At 67.6% G+C, this 16,354-nt stretch carries 17 protein-coding genes; 7 read left to right on the top strand and 10 right to left on the bottom strand.

The features are described 5' to 3' along the window. Positions 1-22 precede the first annotated feature (22 nt). The 4 genes from AC1RT8_RS11280 (at position 23) to AC1RT8_RS11265 (ending at position 2,045) form a co-directional block, all read left to right on the top strand. Positions 23-1,063 (top strand): zinc-dependent alcohol dehydrogenase, encoded by a 1,041-nt coding sequence (locus AC1RT8_RS11280; protein ID WP_493075737.1) that lies wholly within the window; start codon positions 23-25, stop codon positions 1,061-1,063. 177 nt (positions 1,064-1,240) lie between these two features. Next, on the top strand, positions 1,241-1,462 hold the full coding sequence (locus AC1RT8_RS11275; RefSeq protein WP_493075736.1) for a hypothetical protein: 222 nt from the start codon (positions 1,241-1,243) through the stop codon (positions 1,460-1,462). A gap of 41 nt (positions 1,463-1,503) precedes the next feature. Next, positions 1,504-1,773: a hypothetical protein gene (locus AC1RT8_RS11270; RefSeq protein ID WP_493075735.1), complete on the top strand. Its 270-nt coding sequence runs from the start codon at positions 1,504-1,506 to the stop codon at positions 1,771-1,773. A 20-nt stretch (positions 1,774-1,793) separates the two neighbouring features. Further along, positions 1,794-2,045 (top strand): hypothetical protein, encoded by a 252-nt coding sequence (locus AC1RT8_RS11265; protein ID WP_493075734.1) that lies wholly within the window; start codon positions 1,794-1,796, stop codon positions 2,043-2,045. A gap of 42 nt (positions 2,046-2,087) precedes the next feature. Here AC1RT8_RS11265 and AC1RT8_RS11260 read toward each other — a convergent pair whose 3' ends face one another. The 6 genes from AC1RT8_RS11260 to AC1RT8_RS11235 form a co-directional block, all read right to left on the bottom strand. Beyond that, positions 2,088-3,278: a tetratricopeptide repeat protein gene (locus tag AC1RT8_RS11260; RefSeq protein ID WP_493075733.1), complete on the bottom strand. Its 1,191-nt coding sequence runs from the start codon at positions 3,276-3,278 to the stop codon at positions 2,088-2,090. 170 nt (positions 3,279-3,448) lie between these two features. Continuing rightward, positions 3,449-5,254, bottom strand: a complete 1,806-nt coding sequence (locus AC1RT8_RS11255) for a vWA domain-containing protein (protein ID WP_493075732.1) — start codon at positions 5,252-5,254, stop codon at positions 3,449-3,451. A 114-nt stretch (positions 5,255-5,368) separates the two neighbouring features. Next, the gene (locus AC1RT8_RS11250) at positions 5,369-5,914 is read right to left on the bottom strand and encodes an RNA polymerase sigma factor (protein ID WP_493075731.1); all 546 of its coding nucleotides are present in this window, start codon (positions 5,912-5,914) and stop codon (positions 5,369-5,371) included. A gap of 72 nt (positions 5,915-5,986) precedes the next feature. Beyond that, positions 5,987-6,850 (bottom strand): succinate--CoA ligase subunit alpha, encoded by an 864-nt coding sequence (locus tag AC1RT8_RS11245; protein ID WP_493075730.1) that lies wholly within the window; start codon positions 6,848-6,850, stop codon positions 5,987-5,989. Then, complete coding sequence (locus tag AC1RT8_RS11240; RefSeq protein WP_493075729.1) at positions 6,843-7,982, bottom strand: ATP-grasp domain-containing protein; 1,140 nt, start codon at positions 7,980-7,982, stop codon at positions 6,843-6,845. Before AC1RT8_RS11240 ends, AC1RT8_RS11245 begins: the two co-directional genes overlap by 8 nt. Before the next feature lie 199 nt (positions 7,983-8,181). Next, on the bottom strand, positions 8,182-8,937 hold the full coding sequence (locus tag AC1RT8_RS11235; protein ID WP_493075728.1) for an SDR family NAD(P)-dependent oxidoreductase: 756 nt from the start codon (positions 8,935-8,937) through the stop codon (positions 8,182-8,184). 148 nt (positions 8,938-9,085) lie between these two features. Between AC1RT8_RS11235 and gcvA the strand changes: the two genes are divergently transcribed. Beyond that, positions 9,086-10,039: a transcriptional regulator GcvA gene (gene gcvA / locus AC1RT8_RS11230; protein WP_493075727.1), complete on the top strand. Its 954-nt coding sequence runs from the start codon at positions 9,086-9,088 to the stop codon at positions 10,037-10,039. On the opposite strand, the gene AC1RT8_RS11225 is transcribed toward gcvA, so the two are convergent. From AC1RT8_RS11225 to AC1RT8_RS11215, 3 genes are read right to left on the bottom strand one after another with little or no spacing between them, the layout of a single operon-like run. Next, positions 10,009-11,367, bottom strand: a complete 1,359-nt coding sequence (locus AC1RT8_RS11225; protein WP_493075726.1) for an MFS transporter — start codon at positions 11,365-11,367, stop codon at positions 10,009-10,011. The genes gcvA and AC1RT8_RS11225 overlap by 31 nt on opposite strands. After that, on the bottom strand, positions 11,364-12,584 hold the full coding sequence (locus tag AC1RT8_RS11220; protein WP_493075725.1) for an acetyl-CoA C-acetyltransferase: 1,221 nt from the start codon (positions 12,582-12,584) through the stop codon (positions 11,364-11,366). The genes AC1RT8_RS11225 and AC1RT8_RS11220 overlap by 4 nt, the downstream gene beginning before the upstream one ends. Continuing rightward, entirely contained in the window at positions 12,581-13,408 is an 828-nt protein-coding gene (locus AC1RT8_RS11215) for an HTD2 family dehydratase (RefSeq protein ID WP_493075724.1), read from the bottom strand. The genes AC1RT8_RS11220 and AC1RT8_RS11215 overlap by 4 nt, the downstream gene beginning before the upstream one ends. A gap of 131 nt (positions 13,409-13,539) precedes the next feature. Between AC1RT8_RS11215 and AC1RT8_RS11210 the strand changes: the two genes are divergently transcribed. After that, positions 13,540-13,860: a 2Fe-2S iron-sulfur cluster-binding protein gene (locus tag AC1RT8_RS11210; protein ID WP_493075723.1), complete on the top strand. Its 321-nt coding sequence runs from the start codon at positions 13,540-13,542 to the stop codon at positions 13,858-13,860. A 23-nt stretch (positions 13,861-13,883) separates the two neighbouring features. After that, positions 13,884-14,717: an HpcH/HpaI aldolase/citrate lyase family protein gene (locus AC1RT8_RS11205; RefSeq protein WP_493075722.1), complete on the top strand. Its 834-nt coding sequence runs from the start codon at positions 13,884-13,886 to the stop codon at positions 14,715-14,717. Positions 14,718-14,845: 128 nt separating this feature from the next. On the opposite strand, the gene AC1RT8_RS11200 is transcribed toward AC1RT8_RS11205, so the two are convergent. Further along, positions 14,846-16,342 (bottom strand): aldehyde dehydrogenase family protein, encoded by a 1,497-nt coding sequence (locus AC1RT8_RS11200; RefSeq protein ID WP_493075721.1) that lies wholly within the window; start codon positions 16,340-16,342, stop codon positions 14,846-14,848. Positions 16,343-16,354: the final 12 nt, after the last annotated feature.

Below are 16,354 nucleotides of genomic sequence, written 5' to 3'. Positions count from 1 at the left end.
GGCGCCGGGCCGGGAGAGACGAATGCTAGCGTTGCAGAAGACGCGCGACGACCAGGGTCTCGAACTGCGCGACGTGCCCGAGCCGCCGCCGCCCGGCCCCGGCGATGTGCGAATCCACGTCGCGGCGACCGGTATCTGCGGCACCGACCTCGGCATCCAGAAATGGAGCCCCGGCTACCGGGCGATGATGACAAAGGCCCTGCCGGTCACGCTGGGACATGAGACGGTCGGGCACGTCGTAGCGACCGGCGACGGTGTCACCTCGGCCGCCATCGGCGATATCGTCGTGGTCAATCCGGCGGTGGCATGCGGGGACTGCGTCCGCTGCCGCGCCGGCGATCCGGTCGGCTGCCTCGATCGCCGACCGGTCGGCATGGTGATGGACGGCGGGTTCGCCCGATTGCTCAATGTGCCGGAAAGCTACGTCTACCCCCTGCCCGTCAACATCCCGATCGAGCTCGGCGCGCTGGTCGAGCCGCTGAGCGTCGCCGCCTATGCGCTCGACGTGGCCGGTTTCCAGCCCGGCCAGCGCGTGCTGGTCTATGGCCCCGGCCCGATCGGCCAGGGTGTCGCGGTGCTGGCACGCGAGATGGGCGCGGCAGAGGTGGCGGTGGTCGGCCTGTCGGATGCCGCGCGCTTCATGACCCTGCGTACCTTGGGCTTCGAACATCTGTTCGACATGAGCGAGCCCGGCGCCGCCGACCGACTGTCCGCCCTTGCCGGCGACGGCTTCGACATCGCGCTCGAGGCAGCGGGCGTGGCCAGCGTGGTCGATCAGGCGCTGGCGCTGCTCCGTCCGCTGGGCGTGCTCGCCATGGCCGGCATGGGCGAGGCGACCGGGCCGCTCGATCTCGGCCTGCTGGTGCGCAAGCGCCTGCAGATCCGCGGCGTCTCGCGCATTCCCCCGCGCATCTGGCCCGGCGTGATCGCGCTGATGGCCAAACGGCCCGAAGCGTTCGCACCGCTCATCACCCACCGCCTGCCGCTGTCGCTGGCAATCGAGGCGTTCGCCCTGTGCCGTGCGGGCGAGACGTCGAAAGTGCTGCTGATTCCGGGCGATTGAGGTGACGTGCGGCGGATCATTCCGTTACCGCAACTGGTAAATCGATGGCTGCGGCCCCATATCGAGGATATCGCCCCGCTTCATCACGAGCACGGACGCGACTGAGAGATGCTTCATGCTCCCGCTCTGGCGGGGACACCGTGCCTTTGGCGCGGCCCGTATATTGGAGAGCATCCCATGTCTCGCGCAGTCAATGTCGATGCGACGCACGATGAAGTCGTCGCCATGGCGGCCAAGCACGGCGCCGTCATCAGCGCGATCGAGGCGTTGCAACCAAGCGGCACCCGCGTCGTTTTCATGAATGCGGACGGTAGTGCCATCGTCGCCAAGGCGTTTGGATCGCGGGTCCTGAAGGGCCCGGTGATCCGCACGCCCTGGGGTAGCTCCTCGTTTCGCTGAGCCCCGGTTTACGCGACCGCTCCCTTTGAAAGGACGACATTATGCAACCCACCGCCCTGTTCTGCCGAACGCAGGAAGCCCAGCAGCGATCGCGCGCGGCCGAGGCCCATCTCGACAATGTCCGGAGCGTCGCCACCAACGCGGCGAACGCGTGGGGCAAGGAAGCCGTCCTGGCCGAGCGGCGTGAATCGCGGCAGGCGCGGTCGCTCGTGACGGCGGAGCCCTCGTCCTGGGACCGGACCTTCAGCGAAAATCCCGATCGCAGCTTCGCCGGCCCGGGCAACCCATCATCGCGGACACTTGCAGCCTGATCGGCCAGACGGAGAGCGCCATGGACCGGGCCATACCTTCAGACACCGTCGAACAATGGATGACTCATTTGCGCCTTCAACGCACCCGCGCGCGCGACGTGGTCTGGCTGATCGAACACGGCGCCACGCTGCATGACGGGCGCGAAGGCGAGCCCATGACCAACGCCACCCAGCGCTGGCTGGCCGAACAGAAGGAAGTCATCGCGGAAACCGACCGTCTTCTCGCCCTGTACGAAAACATCAACCTCCGCGATCGCACGGTTGCAATGTAGCGCCCGCGCGATCGACATCCGCCACCCGCGCCTGCCCGATCGCTATTCGATCACCGCCTCGTAGCGCGCATCGAGATCCAGCGCTCGTTCCGCATCAGCATCGGCGCGGCGGACATCGCCCCGCTGCCGAAACAACAGGCTGCGATGATAATAGACCCGCGCCGTGCCCGGCGCATAGCGCACCGCCTTGTCGAGATCGGCGATGGCATGATCCAGGTCACCCTTGCGCTCATAGGCCAACCCGCGGTTGAGCCAGGCGATGGCGAGCTTCGGCGCGATCCCGATGGCCTGGTCGAACGCCGCGATCGCGCCATTCGTGTCGCCCCGCCAGGCCAAAGAGAGGCCGTCAGTGACATGGGCCGCGGCCCGCCCAGCCCCTCCCGACTCGGCGGGATCGATCAGCCTCTTGCAGCCAGCCAGGCTGGCGGCGGGATCGTTCACCGTACAGGCGTTCCAATCGCCCCGTTCGTTCGCCTTGCGCGCGCGCCGCTGGGCGGCGGGGGAACGCATCGCCGTACCGGTCACGACGATGTCGTCTCTGGCGGAGGCGCGCTCCTCCGCCCTCGCCCCGGTCACAGAATTTACCATGGGCGGCGCGGCTACCGGCGCTGGTTCCGGCGGCGGCGTTGGTGGGGGCGGCGGTGGAGGCGGCGGGGGCGCATCGGCGCGCCGAAGCGTTGCGACCCGGTCAGCCACAGTCTCAACCTGCTTCATCTGCACGCCCTCCGGCGGCAACACGGCGTACGGCGCCGGTTCCGGGGCGGGAGCAGGCCCAGGGCCTTCCACCCGGCCTTCGGCCTTGTCGACGCCATTTCCGGCGGGCGCGGATACCGCAGGCGCTGAAGCGGTCGGCTTGCTCCCGGACGGTTGAACGATCGGCGCGCCCGCACCAGGCATCGCCACCGGCTGCGGCGGGGTCGGCTGACCAACCACCGGGCCGGGCGCCGGCGGGTTCGGGATCTCCCGGTCGCTCGTGGCGAAACGGTCGCTGGTCGCCACCCAGACCGGCAGGCCGACCACCGCGACCAGCGCGGCGGTGACCAGCGCGCCCATCTGCGGGCGGCCGATCCGCCACGGCGCGGGCCTCGCCGCACGCGGCCGGTCGGCGGCGGGTGGCGCGTCGGCAACCCCGTCGAAGCGCCGCATCGCCGCCTCGATCGCCGCATCGCGCCGGTCGGGCCGGGGCGGCGGCGGTTCGGGCAGAGATGCCGAAAGGTCGCTATCGGTGGCCATTCACGACGCCCCGTCGGCGGAGCGGATCACGCGACAATCCGGCAGGAGCCTGAAGCGAGGGGACGAAAGGGACATCTGCCGGCCTTATAGCCTCAATTACGGGCTGGTCGAATGCGTGATCGGCGGCGACCAGGCGGATGCGACGGTGTCCGCCGCACCCGCCCCCGACCCTAGCGCTCCAGCCGGGCGAGCGCCCCGGCCGACTTTGCCGCGCGGACGAGCTGGACGAACTCGGTACGATAGCCGAAATCATCCTCGCCGCGCGTCGCGGTGACGATCCGCAGCACATCGTCATACGTCATCGATCCGTTATTCTTGCCGCCGCGCAGCAGCTCGGCAAAGGCGGCGACCCCGGTCGCGAAGCGCGCATCGCGCGGCGCATCCTCGAATCGCAACACCTCGGACGCGCGGTCGATCGGCGTCGAGATCAGCCGGCTCGTATCCGATTTAGGCAGCTTGTAGCGGATCTTGACGAAGCCATATTCGCTGCCCCGCGGCGCCACCCGCGCGGCGACCGGTGCAGGCTGGGAATAGCGCAGGTCACCGATGCTGCGCGGGCCGCCGACCGGCACCACCTCATAGATCGCGGTCACCGTCTGGCCCGACCCTACGTCACCCGCATCGACCTTGTCATTCTCGAAATCCTCGCGATTGAGCATGCGCGTCTCGTAGCCGATCAGGCGATATTCGGCGACGGTGGCGGGGTTGAACTCGACCTGGATCTTCACGTCCTTGGCGATCGGGAACAGGGTCGAGGTCGCCTCGTCGACCAGGGTCTTCCGCGCCTCGCTGACCGTGTCGATATAGGCGGCGGCGCCATTGCCGTTCTGCGCCAGCGCCTGCATCAGCGCGTCGTTGTAATTGCCCATGCCGAAGCCGAGCACGGACAGGAAAATGCCCTTGCCGCGCTCGCGCTCGACATAGCCCTTCAGCTCGTCCTGGTTGGTGATGCCGACATTGAAATCGCCGTCGGTCGCCAGGATCACCCGGTTGACGCCCCTGGGATCGAGATTGGCCTCCGCCAGCGCATAGGCCTGGCGGATGCCCTCGGCGCCCGCAGTGCTGCCGCCCGCGCCGAGCCGGTCGATCACCGCGAGGATGCTGCCCTTCTCGCTTGCGCGGGTCGGCTCCAGCGCGGTACCCGCCGAGCCGGCATAGGTGACGATCGAGACCCGATCATTGGCGTCGAGCTGATCGAGCAGCATGGCCAGCGACTGCTTTACCAGGGGCAATTTGTTGGGGGCGTTCATCGACCCCGAGGTGTCGATCAGGAAGACGAGATTGGCGCGCGGTCGCGTCTCGCGCTGAATCTCATAACCGCGGATGCCGATGCGGACGAGCTTGCGTCCCTCCGTCCAGGGGCTGGGGAAGACGGCCACATTGGTGCTGAACGGCTGATCCGCGGAGCGCGCGCTCGCATAGCTATAGGGGAAATAATTGACCATCTCCTCGGTCCGCACCGCCGCCGGCTGGGGCAGGACGTTGCGGTTGAGCGAGGCACGGACGAAGGAATAGGACGCGGTGTCGACATCGATCGAGAAGGTCGAGACCGGCTCCTCGCGCACGACCTTGAAGGGATTCTCCGTCGTGGCGGTAAACTTGTCGCGTCCGACATCCTGATAAACGGGCGACGGCATGCGGAAACGCTCCTCCGCCATCGGGACGTAAGCGCGCGAGGCCATCATCTTGCCCGCCATGGGGGGCGCCACCGGTACCGGCTGCGGAGAGGGGGGCGGTGGGGGTGGAGGCGGCGGGGGTGGCGCGATCATCGCCGACCTGTCGGTCACGGCAACGGGGCTGCTCTGCCCCTGGGCGAAGGCGGATGAGTCAACGCGCGTTCCGGTGACGACGATATCGTTTCCCTCGGGGGCAGGCGGAGTCGCGGGCGGGCCAGCCGTCTCGACGCTCGATCCGGCGCAGGAGGCGAGGAGCATGGCGGTCAGGCCGCTAACGGCGGCCGGGTGTAGGCGGGGCATGAAGACTCTCCCTGGTGACAGCGGCGCACGATCGTCCGCATGTCCCTTCGACGCCGCTCGCCGGGATATCCTTGGGAGCCCCTGAAATTATTTTTTGGAAAGCCGCCGCGCCGGTCAGCCGCCCTCGGGTACCTCGGTCGCGAGCAACCGCCGCACCTCGTGCATCCGCCAGGAGATGGTCGATTCCGCTACGCCCAATATCTCGGCCGCCTCGGCATGGCTGAGTTGCTGGCCGGCGACGAGCACCACGGCATCGCGATAGGCCGGCTTCAGTCGCGCGACGGCGCTCTTCACCCACATCGCATCGTGAAGATCGCGCCCGTCCGGTCCGCGCGTGAGCCCGGTCAGGACGCCGAGCCGTTCGGTGAAGCCGAGAAAGGATCGACGCCGGCGCTTCTGGTCGCGACAGGCATTGACCACGATGCCGCACAGCCAGGTGGTGAACTTCGCTTCGCCGCGAAAGCCGCCGATCTTCTCGACCAGGGTACAGCAGACGTCCTGCGCGATATCGTCAGCGTCGGCGCGCGATCCGGTCAACTGCCAGGCGAGGCCGTGGATGCGGTTATAGTGGCGCTGGAGCAGCGCGCCGAACGCGTCGCGATCGCCGCCACTGGCGGCGGCGACCAGGTCATTGTCCGGATCGTCTCCGATATCTCCCACAGGCCGCTGTGTGCATCATTCATGGTGCGGATGCCATGGGCGGAGCAGGTTGGAGGAGACATTCGAACGGGCTCAGCCTGCGGTCACCGCCTCCACCAGATCCTGGATCCGCGTGAACACCAGCGCGCCCGCGCCGCGCAACGCGGCGCTCTTGCTTTCCACCGTGCCGACATCGCCGTGGATCAGCGCGCCGGCATGGCCCATCGTTACGCCTTCGCGCGCCGCCTGGCCGGCGACCAGCGCATAGACGGGTTTCGCGAAGCCCTGATCGCGGATCGCCGCCGCCAGTTCCTCTTCCTCATTGCCGCCGATCTCGCCGATAATGACCAGCGCGTCAGTGCCTTCATCCTGCGCGAAGTGCGGCAGCATGTCGGCGAAGCGCGTGCCCTTGACCGGATCGCCGCCGACCCCGACCCACAGGCTCTGGCCAAGCCCGCGCGCGACGAGACGGTGGCAGACCTCATAGGAAAGCGTGCCGCTCTTCGCCATCACGCCGAGCCGGCCGGGCGCGAGCGAGACGTCGGGGAGGAAGCCCAGCTTCATCGTGCCGGGAATCGCGATGCCCGGGGTCGAGGCGCCGATCCAGCGCGCGCCGGCCGCCGCGACCGCGTGCTTCGCCTTCACGGCATCGTGGATCGGCATGCCCTCGGTAATCGTCACCACCGTTCGGATGCCGGCGGCGATCGCGTCGAGGATCGCAGGCAGCACGGCAAGCGGCGGGACGATGGCGACGCTCGCCACCGCGCCTGTCGCGGCGACCGCCTCGGCGCAAGTGCGGAAGACGGGGATACCGCCGACATCCTCGTCGCGCGGGCTGACCCCGCCGACGATGTTGGTGCCGTAGGCGCGCATCGACAAAGTGTGCGTGCGCCCTGCCCGGCCGGTCATACCCTGGACGATGACGGGCGCGTCGGGCCTGAGGAAGGGCTCATGCATCGGCCGTCTCCGCAGCCGCACGTTCGATGGCGAGATCGATCGCGCGCTCCAGGTCGGTTTCGATCGTGATCGGGTTGCCCGCCTCGGCGATGATCGCCCGCGCTTCCTCGAGCCCATTGCCGATGAAGCGCGCGGTAATCGGCGCCTTCAGCTGCGGCACCGCTGCGATCGCCTGGATCAGCAGCCGGGCTATGTCGCCAAGATGGGTGTGGCCGGCGAAGAAGTTGATGAGCACCGACTTGATGTTGGGGCCCTCCGCGATCCACTCCATCACCTGGATCAGCCGGGCAGGGTCGCCTTTGAATTGGCCGGTGCGAATGTCGCAGAAGTTGAACGGGCTGCGCCCACGCGCGACCAGCTCATCGATCAACTGCATGCTGAGCCCCGCACCGGTGGTGATCAGCCCGATATCGCCTCGCGGGTCGAGCCGGACGAAATCGAAACCCTGCGCCAGCTTCAGTGCGGCTTCTGGGTAGAGATCGGCGTTTTCCTCGATCACGCGTACCAGCCGTGGCCGGCGTTCCAGTGCGTTCTCGTCGATCGCCAATTTGGTGTCGCCGATGATCCAGCTGCCATCGGCACGGATGAAGAGCGGGTTGATCTCGAGCAGTAACGCTTCGTATTCGAAGAAGGCGGGGATCAGCGCCTCGGCCGCCTCGCGCATCGGACCTCGCACCGCATCAGGCAGCGCTGCCGACAGTCGCTCCACCGCATCGCGCATTGCCGCCGGGTCGAGCGTGACGCTCTCGCCGATCAGGTCGTCGTGCGCCTCCTCGATATCGACGCCGCCCTGCGGCGACATCATCACGCGGACCATCGCCGGCCCGGCGTCGAGGGTGAAACTGAGATAGGCCTCGGCCTGGTAGTCGACGAGTTCCTCGACCCGGCAGGCCGCAACCCTGTGGCCGCGAATGGTCATGCCGAGGATCGCGGCGAGCCCGGCACGCACCGCCGCCGCGTCGCGCGACACCTTGATGCCGCCCACCTTGCCGCGGCCGCCGACCGGAACCTGGGCCTTCACCGCGCCGGAGGTCGCGTCGACGGCTTCGCCGACGCGGACCAGTTGCCCATACGGGACCGGCAGGCCGAGTTCGGCGAGCAAGGTCTTCGCGTCATGTTCGAGCAACATCATGTGCTGTGTCCCACGAACAAAACCCACGCCGTTCGCTTCGAGCGAAGTCGAGAAGCCGAGACCTCGCGCTTCGGGCTGTTTCTCGACTTCGCTCGAAACGAACGGGGACGGGCGTACTGCCTCGTGACCTCAGATCCTGCAGCTCTCGCGGAACCATGGATGCCGGAACAAGTCCGGCATGACGATGTGGGGAAGCGCATCAAACCCACCAGCGCCCGCCATTCACCACGATCGACTGGCCGGTGATGAACCGGCCCTCGTCGCTCGCCAGCAGCGCCGCCATCGCCGCGACATCCTCAGGCTCGCCGACGAAACCGACCGGGATCTGCGCCATGCTCTCCGCCACGACCGGGTCGGTGCTGGTGGTCAGCGCCCGCGTCAGGATCGGCCCTGGGCAGAGCGCATTGACCGTCACCCCGTCGGGCGCCAGTTCCCGCGCTACCGCCCGGGTGAAGCCGATGATCCCGGCCTTGGCCGCGCTGTAATCATGGCTGCCGATCGGGCCGGTCAGCGCCGCCTCCGACGCCATGTTGATGATCCGCCCATATTTTCGCGCGACCATGCCAGGCGCGACCGCGCGGGAGAAACGCATTGTCGTGAACAGGTTGAGCTCGATCACGAAGCGCCACACCTCTTCATCGGAAACCAGGAAGCGCGATTTCCGCTCGCGGGCGCCCTGGCCGACATTGTTGATCAGTACGTCGATCCTGCCGAACCGCGCTTCCGCCTCGGCGACGAAATCCCACGCCGCCTGCGGATCGGTGCAGTCGGCCGCGCGCACCAGGATCGTGCCGCCCGCCGCCTCGACCTCGGCCTTGAGCGCGGCGAGCGTATCTTCCTCGCGATCGATCACCGCGAGCGCCGCACCTTCCGACGAAAGCCGCAAGGCGCAGCCCCGGCCGATGCCGTTGGCACCGCCCGTCACCATCGCCACTCGCCCGCTCAAGCGCTCCATCCGGCTCTCCTCGTGCCATGACTTACCGTCATGGGCAGTGTGTCCTCCCGGTCATTCTGTGCTGAATGTCGGGTTGCATGCTGGATATTCGTATAGAATGCTGTTAGAACCCCATTCAAATAAAATATAGCCATGAGAGGATGAGAGAATGTCCGTCGTTCGACGCGCAGTCCGCCGTACCGGCCCGCTCAACCCGTTGCGCGCCTTCGAAGTGGCCGCGCGCCATATGAGCTTCACCATCGCCGCCGACGAGCTCTGCGTGACTCAGGGCGCGATCAGCCGCGCGGTGAAGACGCTCGAGGATTACTACGGCGTGCCGCTGTTCAAGCGGCTCGGCAACGGGCTCGAACTGACGCCGAAGAGCCGCGTCCTTGCGCACAAGCTGACCGACATCTTCGTCCAGCTCGCCGATGCGACCGACGAGTTTGTCGGCTCCAAGACATCGCATGTGCTGACGGTGTGGACCTATACCAGCTTCATGATCGGCTTCCTGATCCCGAAGCTCCCGGATTTCCAGGTCAAGCATCCCAACATCAAGGTCCGCCTGATCTCGGCCACCGACAGCACCGATTTCAACCGCGAGCAGGTCGATGTGCGGCTGCGCTATGGGCATGGCCATTGGCAGGGTTTCGACAGCACTTTGCTGTTCCGTGAGGAGCTTCGCCCGGTGTGCAGCCCGAAGCTGCTCGAACCCGGCGCCACGACGATGAGCTTCGCCGACCTCGAGAAGCAGGTGCTGCTGCATCATGACGGGCGGCGCCACGACTGGGCCGACTGGCTCGCCGCGGCGGGCCATCCTGAACTGGTGCCGCACGACAATCTGGTGTTCGACGAACTCAGCGTCGCCAACCAGGCGGCGATCTCCGGCGTCGGCATCGCGATGGCGCAGCGGGCCTATTTTCAGAACGAGATCGCCAATGGCCAGCTGATCGCGCCGTTCGAGACGGTGCTGAAGCGCGACCGGGGCTATTACCTCACGGTCTCGCGCGAGCGGCGCAATGCCGATCATGTCGCGATCTTCCGGGACTGGCTGCTCGACCAGTTGAATGAGCTCGATCATGGCGAGGAAGCCTATCCGGTGCTGCGCGCCGCCAATGGCTGAGGGCCGCGCGACAGGCTGGTGACGATCCCGGCCACGGCGAACAGCGCCGCCACGAGCAGCGCGACGACTCGCCCCTCCGCCGGCAGCAGGCGAAACATCAGCGCCGCCACCGCGGCGCCGCTCGCCTGCCCCAGCACCCGTGCCGTCGCCCCCATCACGCTTGCGCTGCCGCTCCGTTCGATCGGGCTCGCCAGGATCACCGCCTTGCTGCTCGGCGGCTGAAAGATTCCGTAGCCGAACCCGCACAACCCCATCCGCCACGCGATATCCCACACGCCGGCGCCCGGTTGAATCAAGGCGAGCGACAATAGCCCGCCGCCGAAGATCGCCAGCCCGATCGCACAAAGGGGCCCGGTCTCGATCCGGTTCCCGAGCCATCCCCCAAAGGGCGCCACCGCCGCGAGCATCAACGGCCAGGGCAGGAACAGCAGGCCGGTCTCGATCTGGGTCCGCCCCAGATCCTGCCGGAAGTGGAAGGGCAGCACGACATAAGCGAGCAGCTGCGCCGCCGAGGCCGCGAACACCGTGCCGACCGACAGGCCGAAGCGCCGGGTGCGCAACAAGTCGACCGGCAGCAGCGGCATCGCCATGCCCGTCTGGCGCCAGAGCAGCAGAGTGCCGGCGACGAGGCCGCTTGTCCCAAGCGCGAGCGGCACCCCCGCCCCGTCGCGATGCGCAACGGCATCGAGCGCGAGCAGAACAAGCCCGAAGGTCGCCATGCTCAGCGCCACGCTCACCGCGTCGAGCCGCTCGCCATTGCGCTCGGCCGCCTTGGGCAGTGAGGCGATGCCGATCGCAAGCAACAGCAAGGTCACCGGCAGGTTGACGATGAACAGCCAGCGCCAGTTCGCCAGCGACACGACGAGCGAGGCGAAGCTCGGCCCGCCGGCCAGGGCGAGGGCGACGAGCAGGCTGTTGACGCTGATGCCGCGCGACAATTTCTGCGGCGGATAGACGAAGCGCAGCATCGCATTGGTCACGCCCATGATGCCCGCCCCGCCGCAGCCCTGGACGAAGCGCCACGCCGCGAGCGACCAGAGATCGTCCGCCATCGCGCAGCCGAGCGATGCCACCCCGAACAGCGCGATGCAGCCGAGATAAAGCCGCGCATGGCCATAAATGTCGGCTGCCTTGCCGATCGGCAGCAGCACCAGCGCGACGGCGAGCTGATAGGCATTGACCACCCAGATCGCCTCAGCCGGCCCGACCCCGAGCTGCCCGGCGATCGACGGCAGCGCGATGTTGAGCATCACGCCGTCGAGCACCGACATGGTCACGGCAAGCCCGACGGTGAACGCCGCCAGCCTGCCGCGGCCGTGCACGGTCACCCGGAGCGGCGCTCGAACACCGCCGCCAGCCCCTGCCCGCCGCCGATGCACATCGTCTCCACGCCGTAGCGCGCACCGCGCCGGTCCATCTCGCGTAACAGGGTCGCCATGATCCGCCCGCCGGTCGCGCCGACCGGATGGCCGAGCGAGATGCCCGAGCCATGGACGTTCATCCGCTCGAAATCGCTAGCGCCGAACTTCCATTCACGGGTGCAGGCGAGCACCTGCGCGGCGAATGCCTCGTTGAGTTCGATCAGGTCGATGTCAGCGAGGGTCAGGCCGGCGCGATCGAGCGCCTTGGCGACCGAGGGCACCGGCCCGATGCCCATGGTCTTTGGCGGTACGCCTGCGACGGCCCATGAGACGAGCCGCGCGAACGGCCTGAGGCCAAGCGCCGCCGCCTTCTCCACCGTGGTCACGATCGCCACCGAGGCGCCGTCATTCTGCCCGCTGGCATTGCCTGCGGTCACCGTCGCCTCGGCATCCTTCGCGCCGAGGATCGGTTTCAACGACGCGAGCGATTCCGCGGTCACGCCGCGGCGCGGATGCTCATCCAACTCGACCAGCATCTCTTCCTTGCGAGTCTTCACGGCGACCGGCACGATCTCCTCGGCAAACACGCCGCTATCCTGCGCCGCCACCGCGCGGCGATGCGATTCCGCGGCGAAAGCATCCTGCTCCACGCGCGGCACCGCATAGTCACGGCGGAGATTCTCGGCGGTTTCCAGCATGCCGCCGGGCACCGGATAATGGGCGCCGCCTGCGGTGATCCGGCCTCGCGCCAGGGCATCGTCGAACTTCATCCCGTCGCCGGTCGCGCCCCAGCGAAGCGCGGTGGAATAGAAGGGCGCGTTGCTCATCGATTCAGCGCCGCCCGCGAGCACCAGGTCCGACCCGCCAGTCGCGACCTGCATCGCGGCATAGATCACTGCCTGAAGCCCCGATCCGCAACGCCGGTCGATCTGCAGCCCGCCGACCTCGATCGGCAGCCCGGCGTTCAGCGCGACCACCCGGCCGAGCGCCGGCGCGTCCATTGTGGGATAGCACTGCGCGAACAGGACATCCTCGACCTCTCCGGCCGGCAGGCCGGTCCGGTCGAGCAGCCCACGCACGACGATCGCGCCAAGCTCGTGTGCACTGAGCGTCTTGAACACGCCGCCAAAGCGGCCGACCGGCGTCCTCAACGGCTCGCAAATCACCACGTCGCGCACAGTCATTCTCCCGTTTCGATGATCCCGGTCATCGCCGGCTGACCGGCCGCGTCAGCGGTCCAGACCTCGGCGCCGCGCTCCGTCCGCTTGAGGTTCAATGAGAAGGGCGCGGTATCGAACAGCGGCCGGCGCGCACGGAAAGCGAAGCGTTTCACCCGGGCGCCGGGTGTCTCGCACAGGAAGTGATCCATCAGCAGGGTCGCGGCATAGGGGCCGTGAACGACCAACCCCGGATAGCCCTCCACGTCCCGCGCATAACCGCGGTCATAATGGATGCGGTGCCCGTTGAAGGTCAGCGCCGAATAGCGGAACAGCGCGACGGGATCGGGCGTGACGATGCGAGTGGCCTCTGCGTCGCGCGCTTCCACCGGCGGCGACGCGGCGGCACTACCGTCCCCGCGATAGACCAGGTCCTGCCGCTCCTCGATGACCAGCACGCCGTCGCAGCGTATCGCATGGCGTACCGTGACGAAGACCATCTCGCCGCTCGATCCGGTCTTCGCCGTCACGTCGGCGACGGTCGATACGCGTTCGATCGACGCTCCGATGCGGATTGGCGCGTGGAAGACTATCTCGCCTGCGGCCCACATCCGCCGGGGGAGCGGCACCGGCGGAAGGAAGTCGCCGCGCTTTGGATGCCCATCGACGTCGATGGCGGACTGGCGCGCGTGCGGCAGGAAATAGAGCCAGTGACCGAGCGGCGGCACCTCTCCGGGGGGCTGCGCCTCATGGTCGAGCAGCGCGGCAAGGCCGGCCAGCGGTGCCGGCGAGGCCTGGTCGACGGCCCGCTCCTCACGACCGATCCATGACTTGAGATGCTCGATATCCACGTGGGTCCTTATGCGAGGTCGGATCGCGCCTGTCGCGGCTGCGGAGAAAATTTCCCGCGGCTTTGCCAATTTTTCATCGTGCGACGGCCTGTGCCCGCGTCCATCAATCGCGAGTCAGAAGCGGAGGCGGCATGCCGGAAATCGAGTTCGTTGCGATCGACGGCACGCGCAGGAGGATCGCGGGCGATGTCGGTGACAGCGTCATGATCGCCGCGACCGAGGGGCGTGTGCCGGGCATCCTCGCGCGGTGCGGTGGATCGTGCCGCTGCGCGACCTGCCATGTCTATGTCGCGGCGGAATGGGTGAGCGCCCTGCCACCCATGTCGCCGTACGAGGACGAGATGCTCGACGCGGCCGAGGCCGAACGCCGCGCCACCAGCCGGCTAAGCTGTCAGATCACGCTGACCGCTGCCATGGACGGAATCGTCGTGCATGTGCCAGAGCGGCAATGAGATGTGTCGATGAAGGTGAGACAATGAAGCTCCGGTCGCTGCTGTTCGTCCCCGGGGATCGCCCCGATCGCTTCGCCAAGGCGGCGGCGAGCGGCGCCGACGCGCTGATCCTCGATCTCGAGGATTCGGTGTCGGTCGAAAAGAAGCCCGAGGCGCGCGTGGCTATCGCTGCGTGGCTGAAGGACGGACGCACCCTGCCCTGCTTCGTCCGCATCAATCCGCTTGGCGACGAGACCCCTGCCGATCTGGCCGCGATCCTGCCCGCCGGGCCCGACGGGATCGTGCTGCCGAAGGCGGAGGGTGCCCCGTCGGTCCGCGCGCTGATCGACCTTGCCGGTGGCTCGACCCCGCCGATCCTGCCGATCGCCAGCGAGACCGCCGCCGCCGTGTTCCAGCTCTCCACCTATGGCGAGGTCGCGGCTCATCTCGCCGGCCTGACCTGGGGCGCCGAGGACCTGCCCGCCGCGATCGGCGCGACCAGCTCGCGCAACCCGGACGGGAGTTATACCGCGCCCTATGAGATGGTCCGCGCGCTGACCCTGTTCGGGGCGCATGCCGCAGCGGTGGCGGCGATCGAGACGGTCTATCCCAACATCGCCGACACCGATGGCCTCGCCGCCTATGTCGCGCGTGGCCGGCGCGACGGCTTTACCGGCATGATGGCGATCCACCCGGCGCAGGTCGAGACGATCAACGCCGGCTTCAGCCCGAACGAGGCCGAGATCGCGCATGCCCGGGCAGTGGTGGAGGCCTTCGCCGCCAATCCCGGCGCGGGAGCCTTGAAGCTCGACGGCAAGATGATCGACCAGCCGCATCTCAATCAGGCGCGCAAGGTTCTGGCGCAAGCGGCGGGTTGAATCGAACCGGGACGACCGACGACTGTTGAAAATGTCATGCAGTTAGCTGACATTTTCAGACCGTATATTGTGATTAACAATCAAATACTTAACGAAAATTCGTGGCGCCAGATGGCTTTCTGCGGCGTTCAGTCGATCCGCGCATAGACCGACTTCACCTCGGTATAGGCATCGATCGATTGCCGCCCCAGTTCGCGTCCGATGCCCGATTGGCGATAGCCGCCAAAGGGCGAGATCAGATCGACATGGAGATAGGTGTTGATCCACACCGTGCCGGCCCGGAGCGCCTTCGCCACCCGGTGGCCGCGGCCGAGATCGCGAGTCCAGACCGCCGCAGCCAGCCCGAACTCCGTATCGTTGGCGATGCGGATCGCCTCCGCCTCGTCGTCGAACGGGATCAGCACGGTGACCGGACCGAACACCTCTTCGCGGGCGATGCGCATGCGGTTGTCGGCATTGGCGAAGATGGTCGGCTCGACGAAGAATCCCGGACGGTCGAGCGCTATACCGCCGGTCAGCAGTTGGGCCCCGTCGGCGCGGCCGATATCGAAATAGGAGGTTACCCGATCGAACTGCTCACGCGATACGACCGGCCCCATCATCGTCGCTGGATCGAACGGATCGCCGACGCTGAACGCCCGCACCTGTGCCGCGAGCTTCCGGGCGAAATCGTCATGCACGCTGCGATGGACCAGGATACGCGAGGCGGCGACGCAGATCTGGCCCGAGAGGAAGCAGAAACCCTGCGCGGTCGTTGCCGCGGCGGCATCGAGATCGGCATCGGGAAAGACGATGTTGGGCGATTTGCCGCCCAGTTCCAGCGTCACCCGCTTGAGGTTCCCGGCCGAGGCAATGAGGATCTTCTTGCCCACTTCGGTCGACCCGGTGAAGCCGACCTTGTCCACGCCCGGATGTTCGGCGATCGCGGCGCCCGCGGTATGGCCGAGGCCAGTGACGATGTTGACGACGCCCGGCGGCACATCCGCCTCGAGCAGCAACTCGCCAAGCCGGATCGAGCTGAGCGGGGTCTGTTCCGCGGGCTTGAGGATCACGGTGTTGCCGCATGCCAGGGCGGGCGCGATCTTCCACGCGGCGCTGCCGAGCGGCCCGTTCCACGGCACGATATGGCCGCACACGCCCACCGGTTCGCGCAAGGTATAGTTGAGCATACCGCCAGCGGACGGGTTGGTCTCGCCATAGATCTTGGTCGGCCAGCCGGCATAATAGACGAAGGTCTCGACCACCCCCGCGACCAGCGCGCGGGCGATGGTGAGCGGCGCGCCGTTGTTGCGCGATTCGATCTGCGCCAGCTCCTCCTGATGCGCCTCGATCCTGTCGGCGATGCGCAGCAACAGGCGGGATCGCTCGTGCGGCGACATGCCGGCCCAGCTCGGTTGGTCGAACGCCGCCCGCGCCGCAACGACCGCCGCATCGACATCCGTCTTGTCGCCCGCCGCCGACTCGCCGAGCATCTTGCCGGTGGCTGGATCGACTGCCGAAAAGGTCTCGCCGGATCGCGCAGCGACCCATTCGCCGCCGATCAGCAGCTTTGTCGCGCCTGAGCCAAAGAAAGCGGTTGCGGCGGCATCGGCCGGCGCCGTCGGGGCTTCGAGTATGGAGGCCATGTGTCCCTCTCC

The sequence above is a fragment of the Sphingomonas sp. GW821-FHT10F11 genome, assembly GCF_058809095.1.
The sequence above is the reverse complement of the archived record's forward strand: the minus strand, read 5'-3'. Positions and strand labels throughout refer to the sequence as shown.